16 protein-coding genes and 1 pseudogene are annotated in these 17,709 nt (G+C 69.0%); 11 read left to right on the top strand and 6 right to left on the bottom strand.

The genetic code is table 11. The features are described from left to right. Positions 1-62: 62 nt before the first annotated feature. Positions 63-1,535 carry an aldehyde dehydrogenase gene (locus ABD401_RS00480; protein WP_344600436.1) on the top strand — a complete coding sequence of 491 codons (1,473 nt, stop codon included), beginning with the start codon at positions 63-65 and terminating at the stop codon, positions 1,533-1,535. A gap of 50 nt (positions 1,536-1,585) precedes the next feature. Then, on the top strand, positions 1,586-2,851 hold the full coding sequence (locus tag ABD401_RS00475) for an amidohydrolase family protein (RefSeq protein WP_344600434.1): 1,266 nt from the start codon (positions 1,586-1,588) through the stop codon (positions 2,849-2,851). 29 nt (positions 2,852-2,880) lie between these two features. On the opposite strand, the gene ABD401_RS00470 is transcribed toward ABD401_RS00475, so the two are convergent. Then, positions 2,881-4,065, bottom strand: a complete 1,185-nt coding sequence (locus tag ABD401_RS00470; protein WP_344600432.1) for a CaiB/BaiF CoA transferase family protein — start codon at positions 4,063-4,065, stop codon at positions 2,881-2,883. A 299-nt stretch (positions 4,066-4,364) separates the two neighbouring features. Here ABD401_RS00470 and ABD401_RS00465 point away from each other — a divergent pair, with 299 nt between their 5' ends. The 4 genes from ABD401_RS00465 to ABD401_RS00450 all read left to right on the top strand — a co-directional run bounded on the left by ABD401_RS00465 (position 4,365) and on the right by ABD401_RS00450 (position 8,663). Next, complete coding sequence (locus tag ABD401_RS00465) at positions 4,365-5,417, top strand: ribose-phosphate diphosphokinase (RefSeq protein ID WP_344600430.1); 1,053 nt, start codon at positions 4,365-4,367, stop codon at positions 5,415-5,417. Positions 5,418-5,460: 43 nt separating this feature from the next. Beyond that, the gene (locus ABD401_RS00460; RefSeq protein WP_344600428.1) at positions 5,461-6,060 is read left to right on the top strand and encodes an LOG family protein; all 600 of its coding nucleotides are present in this window, start codon (positions 5,461-5,463) and stop codon (positions 6,058-6,060) included. A gap of 358 nt (positions 6,061-6,418) precedes the next feature. Next, entirely contained in the window at positions 6,419-7,888 is a 1,470-nt protein-coding gene (locus ABD401_RS00455; protein ID WP_344600425.1) for a nicotinate phosphoribosyltransferase, read from the top strand. Between the two features lie 139 nt (positions 7,889-8,027). Then, positions 8,028-8,663, top strand: coding sequence for an HAD family hydrolase (locus ABD401_RS00450; protein WP_344600423.1), 636 nt, complete (start codon positions 8,028-8,030; stop codon positions 8,661-8,663). Between the two features lie 246 nt (positions 8,664-8,909). Here ABD401_RS00450 and ABD401_RS00445 read toward each other — a convergent pair whose 3' ends face one another. Then, positions 8,910-10,103: a hypothetical protein gene (locus ABD401_RS00445; protein ID WP_344600421.1), complete on the bottom strand. Its 1,194-nt coding sequence runs from the start codon at positions 10,101-10,103 to the stop codon at positions 8,910-8,912. A gap of 136 nt (positions 10,104-10,239) precedes the next feature. Here ABD401_RS00445 and ABD401_RS00440 point away from each other — a divergent pair, with 136 nt between their 5' ends. Next, positions 10,240-10,713, top strand: a complete 474-nt coding sequence (locus ABD401_RS00440) for a DoxX family protein (RefSeq protein ID WP_344600419.1) — start codon at positions 10,240-10,242, stop codon at positions 10,711-10,713. Between the two features lie 38 nt (positions 10,714-10,751). After that, positions 10,752-11,105, top strand: coding sequence for a hypothetical protein (locus tag ABD401_RS00435; RefSeq protein ID WP_344600417.1), 354 nt, complete (start codon positions 10,752-10,754; stop codon positions 11,103-11,105). Positions 11,106-11,124: 19 nt separating this feature from the next. On the opposite strand, the gene ABD401_RS00430 is transcribed toward ABD401_RS00435, so the two are convergent. Together ABD401_RS00430 and ABD401_RS00425 are read right to left on the bottom strand one after the other, a co-directional pair. Further along, the gene (locus ABD401_RS00430) at positions 11,125-11,436 is read right to left on the bottom strand and encodes an AzlD domain-containing protein (RefSeq protein WP_344600415.1); all 312 of its coding nucleotides are present in this window, start codon (positions 11,434-11,436) and stop codon (positions 11,125-11,127) included. Further along, the gene (locus ABD401_RS00425; RefSeq protein ID WP_344600413.1) at positions 11,433-12,176 is read right to left on the bottom strand and encodes an AzlC family ABC transporter permease; all 744 of its coding nucleotides are present in this window, start codon (positions 12,174-12,176) and stop codon (positions 11,433-11,435) included. Before ABD401_RS00425 ends, ABD401_RS00430 begins: the two co-directional genes overlap by 4 nt. 50 nt (positions 12,177-12,226) lie before the next feature. On the opposite strand from ABD401_RS00425, the gene ABD401_RS00420 reads away from it, so the two are divergent. Both ABD401_RS00420 and ABD401_RS00415 read left to right on the top strand, forming a co-directional pair. Further along, positions 12,227-13,516, top strand: a complete 1,290-nt coding sequence (locus ABD401_RS00420; RefSeq protein ID WP_344600411.1) for a TrpB-like pyridoxal phosphate-dependent enzyme — start codon at positions 12,227-12,229, stop codon at positions 13,514-13,516. Then, a complete protein-coding gene (locus ABD401_RS00415; protein ID WP_344600409.1) occupies positions 13,516-15,183 on the top strand; it encodes an MFS transporter in 1,668 nt (555 codons plus the stop codon). Before ABD401_RS00420 ends, ABD401_RS00415 begins: the two co-directional genes overlap by 1 nt. On the opposite strand, the pseudogene ABD401_RS25150 reads toward ABD401_RS00415, so the two are convergent. After that, positions 15,103-15,594 (bottom strand): annotated as a pseudogene (locus ABD401_RS25150) (TetR/AcrR family transcriptional regulator); the annotation flags it as partial. The gene ABD401_RS00415 and the pseudogene ABD401_RS25150 overlap by 81 nt on opposite strands. A 191-nt stretch (positions 15,595-15,785) precedes the next feature. Here ABD401_RS25150 and ABD401_RS00405 point away from each other — a divergent pair. Further along, positions 15,786-16,664 (top strand): hypothetical protein, encoded by an 879-nt coding sequence (locus ABD401_RS00405; RefSeq protein WP_344600407.1) that lies wholly within the window; start codon positions 15,786-15,788, stop codon positions 16,662-16,664. Positions 16,665-16,747: 83 nt separating this feature from the next. On the opposite strand, the gene ABD401_RS00400 is transcribed toward ABD401_RS00405, so the two are convergent. Next, complete coding sequence (locus ABD401_RS00400) at positions 16,748-17,200, bottom strand: hypothetical protein (RefSeq protein ID WP_344600405.1); 453 nt, start codon at positions 17,198-17,200, stop codon at positions 16,748-16,750. Positions 17,201-17,709: the final 509 nt, after the last annotated feature.

The following is a 17,709-nucleotide window of genomic DNA, read 5'->3' as shown; positions in this document are numbered from 1 at the left end:
CGAACCGTCAGCGAGGTAGCCGGCGGTCGGCAGCATGCCCTTCCGGAGAGGGAACACAAGCTATGACGCAACTCGAGCAGTTTCGAATGCTCATCGGTGGCGAGCTCGTCGAGGCGGGGTCGGGGCGCACCTTCGAGTCACAGAACCCGTACACCGGCACGGCGTGGGCCTCGATCCCCGACGGCGACACGACCGATGTCGATGCCGCAGTTGCGGCGGCCCGGGCAGCACTCGAGGGCGAATGGGGGCGCACGACCGGCTTCGCGCGGGCGGCCTGTCTTCGTCGCCTGGCCGACCTGGTGACGGAGAACGCCGAATGGCTGGCGCGGCTCGAAGTCATGGACTCGGGCAAGCTGTATCGGGAGATGCTGGGTCAGCTCAACGGCCTGGGAGCGTGGTTCCACTACTACGCCGGACTCGCGCAGACCTTGGAGGGGCGTCAGGTTCCGGCGTCCAACCCCAACTACCTCGTCTACACCCGGAACGAGCCCGTGGGTGTGGTCGCGGCGATCACCCCGTGGAACTCGCCGCTGCTGTTGATGACGTGGAAGCTCGCTCCGGCGCTGGCGGCCGGCTGCACCTTGGTGATCAAGCCGTCCGAGCACGCACCGAGCTCCACCCTGGGATTCGCGACGCTGATCGAACAGGCCGGCATCCCGGCGGGCGTGGTCAATGTCGTCTCGGGGCTGTCCCGTTCCGTCGGTGAGCACCTGGCCGCTCATCCGGGGGTCGACAAGGTCGCCTTCACCGGTTCGACCGAGACCGGACGGGCCGTCGCGAGGACGGCGGCCGATCGTCTGATCCCCGTCACGTTGGAGCTGGGCGGCAAGTCTCCCCAGATCGTCTTCCCGGACGCCGACCTCGCTGCGACGGCGAACGGTCTGGTCGCGGGTGTCTTCGCGGCCACCGGCCAGACCTGCATGGCCGGGTCACGTCTGATCGTCCACGAGTCCGTGCGTGACGAACTGCTCCAGCTGGTCGCCGAGCGGGCGTCCCGAATCAAGCTCGGGGACCCCTTCGCCGATGACACCGAGATGGGTCCGGTTGCGAACGAGCCGCAGTTCCGCAAGGTCGTCGGCTACCTCGAGACCGCCAAGGCCGAGGGTGCGGAGGTCGCCTACGGCGGTGCCGCCGAGGACGCGCTGGGCGGCTACTTCGTGAAGCCGACCGTCCTGAGTGTGAAGCGGACCGACACGGTCTTCCGGGAGGAGGTGTTCGGCCCGGTGCTGTCCGCCGTGACCTTCACGGACGAGGACGAGGCGGTCGCCGTCGCCAACGACACTCCCTACGGGCTCGCTGCCGCGGTGTGGACCAAGGACATCCATCGCGGGCACCGGGTTGCCGCCGCTCTCCGGGCGGGCACCGTGTGGATCAACGCGTATCGCGTCGTGTCGCCGTCGGTGCCGTTCGGTGGGTACAAGCAGTCCGGGCTCGGCCGCGAGAACGGGGCCGAAGCTATCGATCCCTATCTGCAGACCAAGGCGGTCTGGGTCGAGCTGACCGGCGGCACCCGCGACCCCTTCACCCTGGGCTGATCGGTGAGCTGGGGTCGGGTCGTTGTCGATCGAGGACAGGGAGTGTCGTGATGTCCGGTGACGTCGCCGTCGAAGGCGGTCTCCTTTGGGTCGGCCCCGGCCAGACCTACCAGGACGGGCTGGTCTACGTCCGGGACGGAGTCGTCGTCCACGCCGGTCCGGCGCAGCCCGGCATCGTCCCGCCCGGGACCCCTCGCATCAACGCGACCGGCTGCACCGTCCTGCCCGGGCTGATCGACGCCCACGTCCACCTGACGACCAACTCCGACCATCGGAACGTGATCCCGAGCGACACGTACCGAGGTCAGGTGACGCGACCCGCCAAGCTGTTGCACGGTCAGCGCAACGCGTGGCGGGCGCTGGCGGCCGGCTTCACGACGCTCCGGGTCATGGGGCACCGGGGCGTCGGTGAGATCGAACTGCGCGACTTCATCGACTCCGGTCTGGCCGTCGGGCCCCGACTCGTCGTCTCGCCCTGGTGGATCACCATGACCCACGGCCACGGTGACCTCTTCTACCCGCCCTACACGCCTCGCCGGCAGTGGGACACCGCCGACGGGGTTGAGGAATGCCGCAAGCTGGTTCGCCTCCAGGCTCGTGAGGGCGCCGACTTCATCAAGGTCATGGCTAGCGGCGGCATGGCGCGGGGAGAGCAGCCGCACTGGCCGAACTACACCGTCGAGGAACTGACGGCCATCGTCGAGACCGCCCACGACCTGGACCTCCGGGTCGCGGCGCACGCGTTGTCGATCGAAGGCATCCGGCGCTGTCTCGCCGCCGGTGTCGACAGCATCGAGCACGGCTCGTACCTGGACCGGGACGCGGCCGCCGAGATGGCTGCCCGCGGGACCTTCCTGGTGCCGACCATGGCCTTCAACGACTGGTGTCAGCAGGAGGGTCTGCTCCGCGGTCTGACCGAGCAGGGTGTCGCCGACCTCAGCGACGCCCACGACCGCACCCTGGAGGCGTTCGCGTTCGCGCGCGAGGCCGGGGTCCGGGTCGTGATGGGGACGGACTCCTCGGGCACGCTGTGCCCGTTCGGCGCGCACGCCCGCGAACTCGAGTTGTACGTCAAGCACGGGATGACCGTCGACGAGGCGCTGGCGACCGCGACCGTCAACGCCGCGGAGCTGCTCGACCGGCCCGACCTCGGTGCGCTGCGGGCCGGTGCCGCCGGTGACATCGTCGTCGTCGAGGGCGACGTGCTCGCCGACATCACCCGCTTGGGGCAGAGAGAGAACATCCAGCACGTCGTGCGGGCCGGACAGGACCTCAGTGCACACCTGCGCACCGGGCTGGATGTCCTCGACCTCTGACGGTCGCGTCCACTGTTTCTGGCGGAACCTCAGATCGCTCCGGCCGAGCGGAGCTCCTCGATGGACTCTGGGGAGTAACCCAGAGAACCCAGGATCGCGTCAGTGTGCGCGCCGAGGGCCGGCACGGCGTCCATGCGCGGCTCGATCCCTCCCAGCGACGCGGGCGGCTTCAGCGCACGGATCTCGCCACCGGGGCTGTCGACCGTCACCCAGCGATCCCGGGATGCCAGTGCCGGATGCTCCAGGAACTCGTTGACGGTGTTGACGCGGGCGTTGGCGATCCGTGCGGAGTCGAGCAGGCGAAGAGCCTCGTCCGTGGACAGTTGCCCGATTCGCTTGCCGATCAGGGCGTTCAGCTTCTCCCGGTGGTCACACCGGGCCGAGTTGATGGCGAACTCGGGATTAGAGGCCAGACCGGGGTCCTCCATCACCACTCGGCAGAACTCGCGCCATTCCTCCTGGCTCTGCACGGCAAGCATGATGATGTCGCCGCTGGAACTGGCGTAGGGGCCGTACGGGGAGATCGTGGCGTGCTCGGCCCCGACCCGGCGCGGAGGTTCGCCACTGTACATCGTGTAGTAGGCGGGACTGCCCATCCACTCGGCGAGCGACTCGAACAGCGAGACCTCGACCGGCGCGACGACACCCGTGTTCGCCCGGTGCAGCAGCGCCGTCAGGATGCCGGTGTAGGCGTACATGCCCGCGGAGATGTCGGCGACGGAGATGCCGACCCGGGCGACGCTGTCGGGTTGGCCGGTGATCGACACCAGCCCGGCCTCCGACTGGACGAGGAGGTCGTAGGCCTTGCGGTGCGCCCAGACGCCGGTCGTTCCGTACCCGGAGATCGTGGCGTGGATGAGCCGGGGGTACTTCTCGGCGAGCGTGGGTGCGTCCAGGCCGAGGCGCCCGATCGCACCGGGGCCGAGGTTGCTGAGGAAGACGTCGGCGCCGGAGAGAAGTTGGTGGAGAATCGTGAGGCCCTCCGGCCGCTTGAAGTCCAGGGTCAGCGACTCCTTGGACCGGTTGAGCCAGATGAAGTAGCTGGACTCGCCGTGCACCCGCTCGTCGTAGCTTCGCGCGAAGTCGCCGACGCCCGGCCGCTCGATCTTGATCACCCGTGCGCCCAGATCCGCGAGTTGTCGCGTCGCGAAGGGGGCGGCCACGGCCTGCTCGATGCTGACCACGGTGACGCCGTCGAGGGGGAGCACCTGCACCTCCGGGTTCGGGACCGGGCGGCGCCGGCTGGTCAGCCGACGCGCTGCGCGTCCATAGAATCGTGTCAAGTACGAGACGGCTTGGAGCTTGGACGCTCCAGCCCACCGCGCGTGGTTAGAACGGATTCATACGCGCGTGCGCTGTGGTTTCACGCACTATAACCGCTCCTCCGGGGCGTAATCCCCCGCTCTTGACATGAAAAGTAGAATCGTTAATAGTCTCCGGCCTTTGCGTGCCAAGGTCGGTGCCTGATCGCTGGGACCCCAGTCGGGAAGCTGACACGGAAGCCGAGGATGCGATGAGTTCGTTTGCGCCGGAGATCCTGCATCCGAACGCGGGGGCGCCGTGGAGTTTGAACCGGCGGCTGATGCTGTTCAGTGGGCGGGCGAATCCGGCGCTGGCCGGGCAGATCGGGGCGCACATCGGCCTGGCGCCGAGCCGGGTGAAGTTGAAGACCTTCTCCAGTGGAGAGGTCTACTGCCGTTACGAGGAGTCGATCCGCGGCGCGGACGTCTTTCTCATCCAGCCGATGTGCCGCAATGACGAGACGGGCCTGAGTGCCAACGACGCCCTGCTCGAGCTGATGGTGATGATCGACGCGGCGGTCGGGGCCAGTGCGCACCGGGTGATCGCCGTGACGCCCTGGTACGGATACTCGCGTCAGGACAAGAAGAGCGCACCGCGGGAGCCGATCTCGGCGCGGATGGTGGCGCGCATGCTCGAGTCCGCCGGTGTCGACCGCGTTCTCGCCATGGATCTGCATGCCGGGCAGATCCAAGGAATGTTCCAGGTGCCGTTCGATCACATGACGGCGATGATGGTGCTGGCCGAGCACTTCAACCAGCTCGCCGCCGATCACACCGCGACCGGTGTCCGGCCCGAGGACTACGTCGTGGTCGCCCCGGATGCCGGGCGGGTGAAGCTGGCGAAGAAGTTCGCGGACCTGCTGCGCGCCGATCTGGCGATCCTGGACAAGGAGCGGCCGGCCCAGCAGGTTGCCGAGATCGGTGCGGTCATCGGGGACGTGCAGGGCAAGGTGGCGCTGATCGTCGACGACATCATCGACACCGCGGGCACGTTACGAGCAGCCGCCGAGACCGTGATGAACGCCGGCGCCGGCCGGGTGTGGGCGGCCGCGACGCACGCCGTGCTCAGTGGAAACGCCTACGAGAACCTCCAGGCCGCGCCATTGGAGGAGATCGTGGTCACCGACACGATCCCCCTGGCCCCCGGGGCACCGGAGAAGATCCGCGTGGTGTCGTGCGCCGGGATCCTCGGTGACACGATCCAGCGGATCTATCAGTGTGATTCCGTCAGCGAAGTGTTCGGCGGTCACAACCAGGTGTTCTGAATCAGACTCCTCCACGCGTAATCGCATCCCGCGGAGTGACCCGATGGCTCGAATCTGCGTCTTCTGCTCGTCGAGCGAGACGATCGCCGCCCACTACGTCGCGCTGGGGACCGAGGTGGGGGAGGCCATTGCCGCGCGCGGGCACTCGCTCGTCTCCGGCGGCGGATCAGTGTCGACCATGGGAACGCTGGCCCGGGCGGCGCGGGCCGGCGGCGCGCACACGACCGGTGTGATCCCGGAGGCGCTCATCGACTGGGAGGGCGCCGATCACGAGGCGGACGAACTGATCGTCACGCCCGACGTGCGTTCCCGCAAAGGGGAGATGGACGCCCGCTCCGACGCCTTTCTCGTGCTGCCCGGGGGGATCGGGACGCTCGAGGAGTTGCTGGAGATCTGGGTCTCGCGCGTGCTCGCCATGCACCACCGGCCCGTGGTCGTCCTCGATCCCGACGGGCTGTACGCCCCGTTGCGCGACCAGGTGCGGCTCCTGCTGGAGCGCGGCTTCCTGAGAACCGAGGCGGCCGAGGTCCTGCAGTGGGCCACCACTGCCGAGGAGGCGTTCGACCGGATCGAGGCCGAACTGGCCGCCGGCCCCGAGAACCCGCCGCCGGCTGCAGGGGAGTTGCTCGAAGCAGAGCCCTGATCCCGCCGGCAGAGCCGCCGAGACAGGTGTCCGACGTCTCGGTGGTTCAGTCGTGCGCGAAGTCAGGGCGGGCGTAAAACGCCCAAATTAGAACGGTTTCGAAAAGCGGCACAGCGCAGCAACCCAACGTTAACGCGCGAGGTGACCGGAACTCTTGACGCGCGAAGTAGAACCGTTAATAGTTCAGCGTTATCGCGGTCGCGGCGTCAGCCGGGACCACCTCGATGAGGAGGCGCGGGATCCCGTCAGCCGGCGGCTGGCGTCATCGGAGCGCTTCATTCCCACTGGTTCGATTTCTGGTTCGACACGTGGGGTTGCTCGCCGGAAATAAACGTTTCTTATCAGGAAGGCGCAACCGATGTCGCTGGGTGACCCGTTCGACAACCTGATCATCAACACGGACAACTACAAGCACTGTCACTACCCCCTGTACCCGCCGGGGACGGAGTACGTCTCCTCGTACGTCGAATCCCGTGGCGGACTCTTCCCCGTGACGATGTTCGTGGGGCTGCAGGCCTACCTGCGTGACTACCTCATGCGCCCGGTCACGTTGGAGGACGTGGACGAGGCCGAGTACCTGATGCGCGAACAGGGCATGCACTTCAACCGCGAGAACTGGATGGGCATCATCAACGACCACGGCGGTTACCTGCCGGTCGAGATCGAGGCCGTCCCCGAAGGTCTGGTCGTGCCGTCTCGCAACGTGCTCGTCCAGCTGATCAACACCGACCCGAAGTACTACTGGGTCACCAGCTTCTTCGAGACCGCGTTCCTCCGGGCCATCTGGTACCCGACCACGGTCGGAACCCTGTCGTGGCTGTCGAAGCAGGTCATCCGGATCGCGCTGGAGCGCACCTCCGACAACGTCGGCATTCTTCGCCACATGCTGCACGACTACGGCGCACGTGGCGTCAGCTCGCAGCAGTCCGCGGCCCTCGGCGGCCTGGCCCACCTGGTCAACTTCAGCCAGAGCGACACCACGCCGGGCATCCTCGCCGCCAAGCGCTGGTACAACGCGGTGGCTCCCTCCAACTCCGGCCCGAACTCCGAGCACGCCGGCTTCACCGCGTGGGGTCGCGACTACGAGGTCGACGCCATCCGGAACATGCTGGAGACCTACCGCGACCACGGCGTCGCGCTCGTCCTGACCGACTCCTACGACCACGAGAACTGCGTCAAGAACATTCTCGGTGGCGAACTCAAGGAGCTCGTCCAGAACTTCCCCGGCCTGGTCGGGGCGCGTCCGGACTCCGGCGACATCGTGCAGGTCACCGCCGATACCACCGAGTGGCTGATGGACGCCTTCGGGTACGAGGTCAACAGCAAGGGCTTCAAGGTGCTGCCCCCGTTCATCCGCGTGGTGCAGGGCGACGGCGTGAACATGCACTCCCTCAAGGCGGTGTTCATCGAGATGGAGCGCCGCGGCCTCTCCGCCGAGAACGCGGTGTTCGGCATGGGTGGCGGTCTGCTGCAGCACGTGAACCGCGACACGAACAACTTCGGCATGAAGGCCAACGCGGTCATGGTGAACGGCGAGTGGCGCAACATCGCCAAGACGCCGACGGGCGCCGACTTCAAGGTTTCGAAGGCGGGTCGCCTGGCCCTGATCATGGAGGACGGCGAGTACCGCACGGTCCCGCGCGACTCGGTGTCGCCGGAGCAGAACCTGCTGAAGCCGGTGTTCCGCAACGGCAAGCTGCTCAAGAAGTGGGACTTCTCGGAGCTGATCGCCAACAGCGAGGCGCCGGTTCCCGAGGCCTGGTACGCGGACTGGGTGTCCGAGCTGCACGCCGGCCCGAGCAAGACCCCGGTGGGGGCCGGGGTCTGAGCCGGCGCGGCCTGCCGGTTCCGCGCCGAGCGCACGCGGCCCGGGTGTCGACACCGGCACCCGGGCCGCGGCCTTTTCACGTGCGGGGGTGGCAGATGGACCGACGGACGCAGATCAACGAATCGAGGAAGCACGCGACGTGAGCAAGCTGCACGTGTTCGACATGGACGGCACGATTCTCTCCGGCTCGGCCTGCATGGAACTCTGCCGTCAGCTGGGCCGGCTCGACGAGGTCATCGAGGTGGAGGAGGCGTGGGGCCGCGGGGAGGTCGACCACGTCGGTTTCTACGAGTTGCTCATCGAGATGTGGGAGCCCCTGACGGACCTCGACGTCGAGAGCGCGTTCGAGGCGAGTCAGTGGCTGGACGGACTACCCGAGGTGTTGGCCGACATCCGGGAGCGCGGCGAATACAGCGCGCTGGTCACGATGTCACCGCAGTTCTTCGCCGACCTCGTCGTCGCGCGGTGGGGCGTGACCACGGCGCACGGTGCCACGGTTCGAGCTCGGGAGCCGGTCGTCGCCGAGGCGGTGCTCTTTCCCGAGGACAAGCCGCGGATCGTGGACGAGCTCCTGACCCGCTACGGTCTGTCGATCGAGGACTGCGTCGGCTACGGCGACTCGTCCTCGGACGTTCCCCTGTTCCAGCGGCTGCGGCACAGCGTCGCCGTGAATGCGAACGAGAAGCTGCGGGCCCTGGCTGCCGCCGAGTACGACGGATCGGACCTGCGTGAGGTCTACGCGATCGGCCGGTCGTTGCTCGACGGTTCGGGTTGAGTCAGCAGCGGCGATCCCCCTCACCTGGTCCGCCCTCGTCGCGGAGATGTAGCCGACGCGCATCCCCTGGGGTACGCGCGAAAGAGGTACGTCGTGAAGAAAGGGTGACACCCCTTACTGCGCAGTAAGGGGTGTCACCCTTTCTTCACAGCGACAGGCGGAGCCGTCAGCAGTCGTCGGCAGTCGTCAGCAGTCGTCAGCAGTCGTCAGCAGTCGTCAGCAGCGGTCAGCAGCCGTCGGGAGCGGTCAGCAGCGGCGGGGCTTCGGGTCGGAGCCGGGGCCGGGGGAGCAGGAGTCGCGGCCGGGGCCACCGTTGAGGGTGTCGCGGCCCTTGTTGCCGTAGAGCTTGTCCCGGCCGGTACTGCCGATCAGGGTGTCGTTCCCGTCGCCACCGACGAGGACGTCGTTGCCCTTTCCGCCGTAGAGCTTGTCGTTGCCCGGACCGCCGCACAGGATGTCGTTGCCACCGCGGCCGCGGATGATGTCGTTGCCCGGACCGCCGAAGAAGATCTCCTTCTTCGAGGTGCCGTTCAGGCGGTCGTTGCCACGGGTGCCGAAGACCGCGAAGTACCCGGCGGGGATGCCGGCGCCGGGCTTGCACGCGCGCGGGCCGGCCGGGGTCGGCTTGGCGCTGCCGCAGACGTAGTTGTGGTCGAGGTTGTTGGACACGTACTGCGTGAGGGAGGTCGAGTTGCCCGTGAAGGTCAGCGAGCAGCGCGAGGCGGCGTTCTTCGCCGTCGCGCCGGCGACCCAGACCGGGGCGGACTCCATCGAGTACTGCGCGGTGAACCGGCCCGCCCACTCGCTGCGGTAGCCCGCGGCCGTCGTCCGGGTGAAGCCGCCGGTGATGTCGGGCCAGTGCTTCAGGGTCGAGTAGAGGCCGACCTGGGAGACGCCGTTCGCCCGGAGGTGGTCGAACATCCCCTGCAGTGCGGCGGTGTTGGCGACGCCGTTGCCGTCCCAGCTGTTGGCCTTCTCGACGTCCAGCCACCACGTCGTCTTCTTCGTGACCCCGGCCTCGGCCGCGACGGACAGCGCCGACTCGGCCGCGCGGCGGCCGTAGATGTACGCGCACCCGGCGTCCGACGCCGAGGAGGACGTGACGCAGCGCGCGCCGCCCTCCTTCGCCCCGGACTTCGGCCAGTACGTGCTCTTGCTCCCCGGGTTGCCGGTGTTGACGTAGACCATCGCGGGGTACGGCAGGCTCTTCGCCCACGAGTACTGCTCGGCGAGGCACGGGTTGCGCGAGAACGTCCGGCCGCCGTTGACGCCGACGATGCCGAACGCGCCGACGGGCAGCTTCTTGCCGCACTGCGGGTACGACACGTCATGGCCGATCGAGCCGGCGGGTGCGAACCGTGGCGCCGCGTCCGCCGCGCCGACCCAGGTGAGGGTGCCGAGGGCGACGCCGAGGGCAAGCAGCACCCGCACCGCCCGCATGAAACCCCTCCCACACACAACTGGCCCGCCCCGGACCGATGACTTACCCCGGTCTCCGCCGTCTACCCGTACGACGACCTACTTCGCGGGACGAGTTCCCGGAGGTCGGTGACGACTCGGGGACAAGGAGACGGCAATGGCACTCGACAACGCAAATCCGGAGCTGACGACGGGGTCGGCCACGCGACGGGCCCAGACGGAGGAGATGGGCCGGGACGCGATCCTGGTCGTCGCCCGGATCGGTCTCGCGGTCCTGATGTTCTGGCACGTGAAGGTGACGTGGGACTACCTCGACGGGGTCGGCGGCACGGTCCGCGCGTTCGACGCGATGGGCATCCCGTTCCCCGAGCTCTCCGCCCGGTTCAACCTGGCCCTGGAGTCCGTGGGCGCCCTCGCGCTGCTGCTCGGCGTCGGGGTCCGTACGGTCGGGGCGCTGATGGCGCTGAACATGGGCGGAGCCTGGTACTACGTCCACACCAGCGCGCTGTACTCGATGGACGGCAACGGTCCGGAGTGCGTGCTCGCGATCGGACTGCTCAGCCTGATGTTCGTCGTCACCGGCCCCGGCCGCGCGGCGCTGGAGAGCGTGCCGGGACGGCGCCGGTCCTGAATACTGGAGCCTCGGGACCTCGAGGACGAGGAGACGTCGTGGGGCACTGGTCGATCCTGTCGAGCCTGGACCAGATGGAAGGCCGTACCTACGTGGTGCCGATGCCGTTCCGCGAGGCGATCAGCGCCACCGGGTACGCCCTGCAGGCGCCGGGCCGCGTCGTCGTCGAGTGGTCCCCGGAGGGCGGGTACGTCGCCCGCACGATCAAGCACACGCCGGGCTGGGCCTTCCTGCTCCCGATCCTGCTGCCGTTCGTCCGCCGGACGAAGACCGCGCACCTGGAGTTCGCCGAGGTCGAGGGCGGGACGGCGGTCACCATCCACGGCGCCGTCGACACCAAGGCCGCGATGCGGTTGCGCGCGATCACCACCGTCGTTCCCGTGCCCGCCTGACGTCGCGTCAGGACCGAACTCAGAACTCCTGAAACAGCATCAGCGCGCCGATCCCGATCACCAGCGTCAGGGCCACGTTCTTCGTCCGCCACGCGACGAGGGCGGCGAGCAGGCCGGCGGCGAGGCGGGGTTGCCACAGGTCGATCTCCCCGTGCGGCCGGACCAGGGCGGGGATCACCAGCGCCGCGAGTGCCGCCGGGGGGATCTGACGCAGGATGCGCTGCGCCCACGGCGGGACCTCGCTCAACCGGTGGGCGAGCGCGAGGAACGACGCGCGCATCGCGAACGTCCCGATGCCGGCGAGCACGATGGCCGCCCAGGTGCGGCTCATCCGAGGTCCTCCAGCGGCTCGGGTGGACCGCTCGGGGCCCGGCGGTGCAGGACGATCTCGGTGACGACGCCGCCGACGATGCCCGCGACTGCGCCGCAGACGATTGACAGCGACCCGGCGCCCATCTCCACCGTGGCGACCGTGGCCGCGCCGCCGACCACGGCGGACACCGCGGCCGGCCGCGAGTTGATCGCCGGGATCAGCAGGACGAGGAAGACCAGCGGCACCGCGAAGTCGAGCGGGAGCTCGTCGGGCAGGGTCTCGCCGAGGAGCGCGCCGGCCAGGGTGGCGAGCTGCCAGGCCGACCACAGCAGCAGCCCACCCCCGATGAAGAACCACGCGCGGCCCTTGGGGTCGCCCTTGCCCTCCGCCCATCGGGTGACGCAGAGCGCGTAGTTCTGGTCGACCATCAGGTAGGACGCGCCCATCCGCTTCCGGAACGACTCGTGCGCGAGGTACGGCGCGAGCGAGGCGGAGTACAGCAGCATCCGCAGGTTGATCGTCCACGCGACGACGGCCGCGAGCAGAGCCGAGCCGTCCCGGGAGAGCACGTCGATCGCGGCGAGCTGCGAAGCCCCCGCGAACAGGATGATCGAGAACCCGAGCGCGGCCTCCCAGTCCATCCCGACCGCGGCCGGCGTGGTGCCGGCGACGAGCCCGAACGGAATGACGCCGATGAGCATCGGGGCCATCGCCGCCGCCCCGGCCCGCATCTCGGCTCTCGCTCTCGCGCCCCCCACGGTCTGCACCGTACGTTGGGGCCCGACGGCCCCGCGAGGAAGGTGACGGCATGCGCTACCAGCTCGGTTCCGACCAGATTCCGCAGGCGTGGTTCAACGTGGCCCCCCACCTGCCGGAGCCGTTGGCGCCGCCGCTGCACCCCGGTACGGGGGAGCCCGTCGGGCCGGACGACCTGGCCCCGCTGTTCCCGATGGCGCTGATCGGCCAGGAGGTCTCCGCCGAGGAGTGGATCCCGATCCCGGCCGAGGTGCTCGACGTCCTGTCCCTGTGGCGGCCCACGCCGCTGGTCCGCGCGACCCGGCTCGAGCAGGCCCTCGGCACCCCGGCCCGGATCTACTACAAGGACGAGTCGGTCTCGCCGGCCGGCTCGCACAAGCCGAACACGGCCGTGCCGCAGGCGTTCTACAACAAGGCTGAGGGCATCTCCCGGATCGCGACCGAGACCGGCGCCGGTCAGTGGGGGAGCGCGGTCTCCTTCGCCTCGCAGCTCTACGGGCTCGAGTGCCAGGTCTACATGGTCGCGGCCAGCTACCGGCAGAAGCCGTACCGCCGCGTGATGATGGAGACCTGGGGCGGGCAGGTCGTCCCGTCGCCGTCGAACCTCACCGAGTTCGGCCGCCAACTGCTCAAGGAGAACCCGGAGCACACCGGCTCGCTCGGCATCGCGATCTCCGAGGCGGTCGAGGACGCCGTCGGCCGCGCCGACACCCACTACGCGCTCGGTTCGGTGCTCAACCACGTCCTGCTGCACCAGACGGTCATCGGCCTGGAGGCCAAGCGTCAGCTCGCCGAGGCCGGGGAGGGTCTGCCGGACGTGGTCATCGGCTCCTGCGGCGGCGGCTCGAACCTCGGCGGCATCGCGCTGCCGTTCGTCCCCGACCGCAACGAGGGCGTGCGCCTGGTCGCGGTCGAACCGGCGTCGTGCCCGACCCTGACCAAGGGCACCTACGAGTACGACTTCGGTGACGTCGCCGGCATGACGCCGAAGCTGCTCATGCACACCCTCGGCCACGACTTCATCCCGCCGCCCATCCACGCCGGTGGTCTGCGGTACCACGGGGACTCGCCGATCATCTGCAACCTCGTCCACGCCGGATGGATGGAAGCGGTCGCCTACCCGCAGGGCAAGGTCTTCGAGGCCGCGGTGCAGTTCGCCCGGACGCAGGGCTCGATCCCCGCCCCGGAGACCTCGCACGCCATCCGCGCCGCGATCGACGAGGCCCTCGCCGCCAAGGAGTCCGGTGAGGAGAAGGTCATCCTCTTCAGCTACTCCGGCCACGGCCTGCTCGACCTCGCCGCCTACGACGACTACCTCAACGGAAGGTTGATCGACGCCTGATGTTCGGACGCCGGGAGTGGCTCGCACTCGTCGTACTCGTCATCCCGGCCTTCATCGTCGGCATCGACATGACGGTGCTTCACCTGGCCGTTGCTCCGATGTCGGAGGACCTGGAGCCGACCAGTTCCGAACTGCTCTGGATCGTCGACTCCTACGGCTTCATGGTCGCGGGCTTCCTCATCACGATGGGGACCATCGGTGACCGGATGGGCCGCCGGCGACTGTGGCTGATCGGCACCACGGCCTTCTGTCTGCTCTCCGTCGCGGCGTTCCTGGCCGAGACCGCCGAGGCGCTGATCGCCGCACGGGCCCTGCTCGGCATCGCCGGCGCGGCGCTGTCACCGTCGACCGTTTCGCTGATCCGCACGCTCTTTTCCGACGAGAAGCAGCGCCTGGCCGCGATCTCGGTCTGGGCGGCGGCGTGGTTCGGCGGCATGGCGCTCGGCCCGGTGGTGGGCGGCGGGGTCATCGAGTGGCTCGGCTGGCAGTGGGTGTTCCTGATCGCCGTGCCGTTCATGGTCCCCGCCCTGATCCTCGGCCCGATCCTGCTGCCGGAGGCCAAGGACACTGAGGCCGGCCGGATCGACCTCGCCTCCGTCGCGCTCTCGATCGCCGGCGTCATCGGCGTCATCTGGGGCCTGAAGCACATCGCCGAGAAGGGCGTGGACGGCCAGGCGATCGGTGCGATCCTGCTCGGCCTCGCGCTCGTGGCGCTGTTCATCCGGCGGCAGACGCGCCTGACGGACCCGCTGCTCGACCTCGCGCTGCTGAAGAACCCGCGCGTGAGCGGTGCGCTGAGCACCCAGACGATCATCGTGCTCGCGCTGGGCGGGACGCAGTTCTTCATCGGCCAGCACCTGCAACTGGTGCTCGGGTACTCGGCGCTGGAGGCCGGCGCCTGGCTGCTGGTCCCGACGCTCGCCGGGATCGTCGCGACGATGGCTGGGCCCGAGCTGGCGAAGAAGGTGCACCCCGCGCACCTCATCGGGGGCGGGTGCGCCATCGCCGCGGTCGGGATGGTGCTGCTGACGAGCCCCGGCAACGACCGGCTCACCGTGGTGCTGCTCGGGTACGGCCTGCTCTGGCTCGGGGCCGGCCCGATGTTCGCGCTCTGCGCCGACCTGATTCTCGGCTCCGCACCGGAGGAGCGCGCGGGCGGCGCCGGTGCCCTGTCCGAGACCGGCAACGAGTTCGGTCTCGCGCTCGGCATCGGTCTCGTCGGAACGGCGGGCATCGCGTTGTACCGGCGTCAGATCGACATGCCCGCCGGGATGAGCGAGGAGCAGGAGGACGCGGCCCGCGAGAGCCTCGGCAGCGCGTTGAACACCGCCGCCGAGCTACCCGCGGACGTCGGAGCGCAGCTGCTCGAGAGCGGTCGACAGGCCTTCATCGACGGAGTGACCCTGTCGGCCGGCCTGGGCGCGGCGCTGTGCCTGATCGGCGCCGTGCTGGGGACGTTCCTGTTGAGCTCGGTCGATCTCGCGGGCCACGCCCACGGCGGCTCAGGTCCCGTGGAGAGCTCAGGTGCCGTAGAGGGTGTGCCAGATGACGGCGACGAGGCTGTCGTAGATGCGGTCGAGCTGGGCGGCGTTCGCGTCGGAGGTGAGCTGGACGATGCCGCGCTCGACCATCCAGGTGAGCCAGCCGGCGGTCTCCATGGGATGTAGGTCCGGGCGGACCGAGCCGGCCTGCTGGCCCGCGCGGATGTGCTCGGCCAGGCCCCGCTGGGCGAGGGCGTAGACCTCGCCGAAGTGGTCGCGGGCGCGCTTGTCGTAGGTGGAGACCTCGAGGACCGCGGAGAGCAGCTGGGTGTGCGGGAGGTAGGCGTCGAACGTCGTGCGCACCGCCGCCGCGACCTGCTCCCGTGAGGCGCCCGGCGGAAGGCCCCAGATGTTCTGCGCCTCGGCGATGATCTCGGCCATCGCGCGATCGCCCAGGGCGACGATGAGGTCGACCTTGTCGTCGAAGTACCGGTAGAAGGTCGAGCGGGACATCTCGCCGGCCTCGATGATCTGCTCGACGCTCAGGTCCAGGTAGCTGTCCTGCTCACGGAGCAGGCCCTCCACCACGCCCAGCATCCGGGCGACGACCTTGTCGTGCCGCCGCGCGCGGCGAGCTTCGAGGACCGCGGGGTCGACGCGTCGCGGTTCGGACTCGGGGCTCGCCATGGTCACCCAGCGTACGGAGGGTTCGGGCGATTGACACGCTCAGTCTGAAATGAAACAGTGAGTCCGATTTTGCAGTCAACTTTCAGAAGAGGGCGGTTCGCATGATCGCGGCGATCCCGCAGCACCCGACCGACGAGATGCCCCTGACGCCGGAGGTCCTGTTCACGATCTTCCTCGGCATCCCGGTCGTGCTCCTGCTGGCGTACGGGCTCCGGCACGTGGTGAAGCACCGGCAGCCGCTGCTGCTCGTGTGCCTGCTCGGCGGGCTCATCGCGTGCATCTGGGAGCCGATCGTCGACACGATGGGCCTCTGCTACATCAAGTTCGGCGCGGCCATGCACACGTACACGCTGATGGATCGTGAGATGCCGCTGTTCATCCCGTTCGTCTACACGTGGTACGTCGGCGGTCTCGCCTACATCGCCTACCGGCTCTACTCCGCCGGCATCACCAAGCGCGGGATGTTCGCCCTCTACCTGACCGACGTCTTCGTCAACATCTTCCTGGAGAGCCCCGGCGTCCTCATGGGCGCGTACAAGTACTACGGCCCGCAGCCGCTGGACTTCTGGGGTCTCCCGCTGTGGTGGACGCTGATGAACCCGCTGATGCCGATGCTCGCCGGCGCGGTCATCTACAAGCTGAAGCCGCATCTGACGGGGTGGCGGATTCTCGGTGTCGTCCCGATCATCCCCATGGCCGACGGTGTCGTGAACGCCGGCATCGGCTGGCCGATGTGGATCACCCTCAACCAGGACGGCATGAACCGCTTCGGCACCCACATCGCCGCCGCGGTCACCTTCTCCCTCGCCCTCTACGTGGTCTGGATGCTCTCCCTCCTCGTCGCCAAGCCCGAGGACCAGGTCCGCGACATCTCCCGCGGCCAGCTCCTCAAGGAGGCCATGGAGGGCGACGAGCCCGAGTCCGCCGCCTCCGCCGCGGCGGCCGGCACCGGCTCCACCCGGGAGCCCGCGCTCACCTGACCTGGCTGCACATAGGCCCGCCCCCGGGAAGGGGGCGGGCCTGGTGTTCTCTGAGCTGACTCTGAGGGCCCGCTCACGAGGAATCAGGCGGTGCGGTGGCGCCGGCGGCGGTGGCCGGTCGGGCGGAACGGGCTCGCGAGGGCGGCCGCCCACTGCCGGACCCGGCCGAGCCGGCGGCTCGCCCTGGACCTCCGCTCGTGGTGCCCGAGTCGGCCGAGGGCGTTCTCGACGTTGAGCAGGGCGTCGACCTGGGCCGCGTTCGGGACCCCGAAATCGGTGAACGCGAGATAGTCGTGGGCCATCCGCAGGATCTCCCGGCGGGCCGGGCCGGTCCCGGTGAGGAGCTTCCGGATCGTCGCCTCGGCGGGGGCGCCGTCGACGGAGGAGTGCACCGCCTCCCAGGCCAGGGCGTAGCCCCGCAGGACGACGGACCACTCGCTCTGTCGACCGAAGACCGTGGGCGGCCGGGGCGGCGCGCTCGGGTCGACGGTCCGCTCCGTGGTCCGGATCAGGTTGTGGTCGACGCTGGTGGTCATCGCTTCCTCCCCTGTCTCGTCTTCGTTGTGGGAGGAACGTCAACGGGTGCCGCGGTATTCCTTTGACCGAAGCAATCTGATTGGTAGTCAGGTTTGCGTGCCGGTCGTGATCGCGATCATGTGACGCCGGTCATTCGCGATATCCCGAGGGGAAGGCAATGCGCCGCGCGCCTGACCCGTGGAGGCCCCGGGGTCCGCGGCGAGAGGCTCGGGGCCCCGACCCGTCGGCGGCGCGCCCGAGGTGACGGGTCGAGGCCCCGGGGCCGGGGCACCCGACCCCGGAGACGGCGGAGGCCCCCTCCGGGCGGAGAGGGCCTCTGACCTGCAATTTCTCTGTCGGGGTGGCGGGATTTGAACCCACGACCTCTTCGTCCCGAACGCGGATGCAACGCGTTATCCGCTGTCGGCCGGAGCCGGATCCTGCCGCTGAGCTCGGCGTTCGTGTCGGCTGGTGTCGAAGGTTGGCACCGGTTGCTGAGTGTTCTGATGCCTTTTCGATGACTCGAGAC

It is taken from the genome of Sporichthya brevicatena (assembly GCF_039525035.1).
GTDB classification, from domain to species: Bacteria; Actinomycetota; Actinomycetes; order Sporichthyales; family Sporichthyaceae; genus Sporichthya; species Sporichthya brevicatena.
This window is presented reverse-complemented; position numbering and strand designations above follow the sequence as displayed.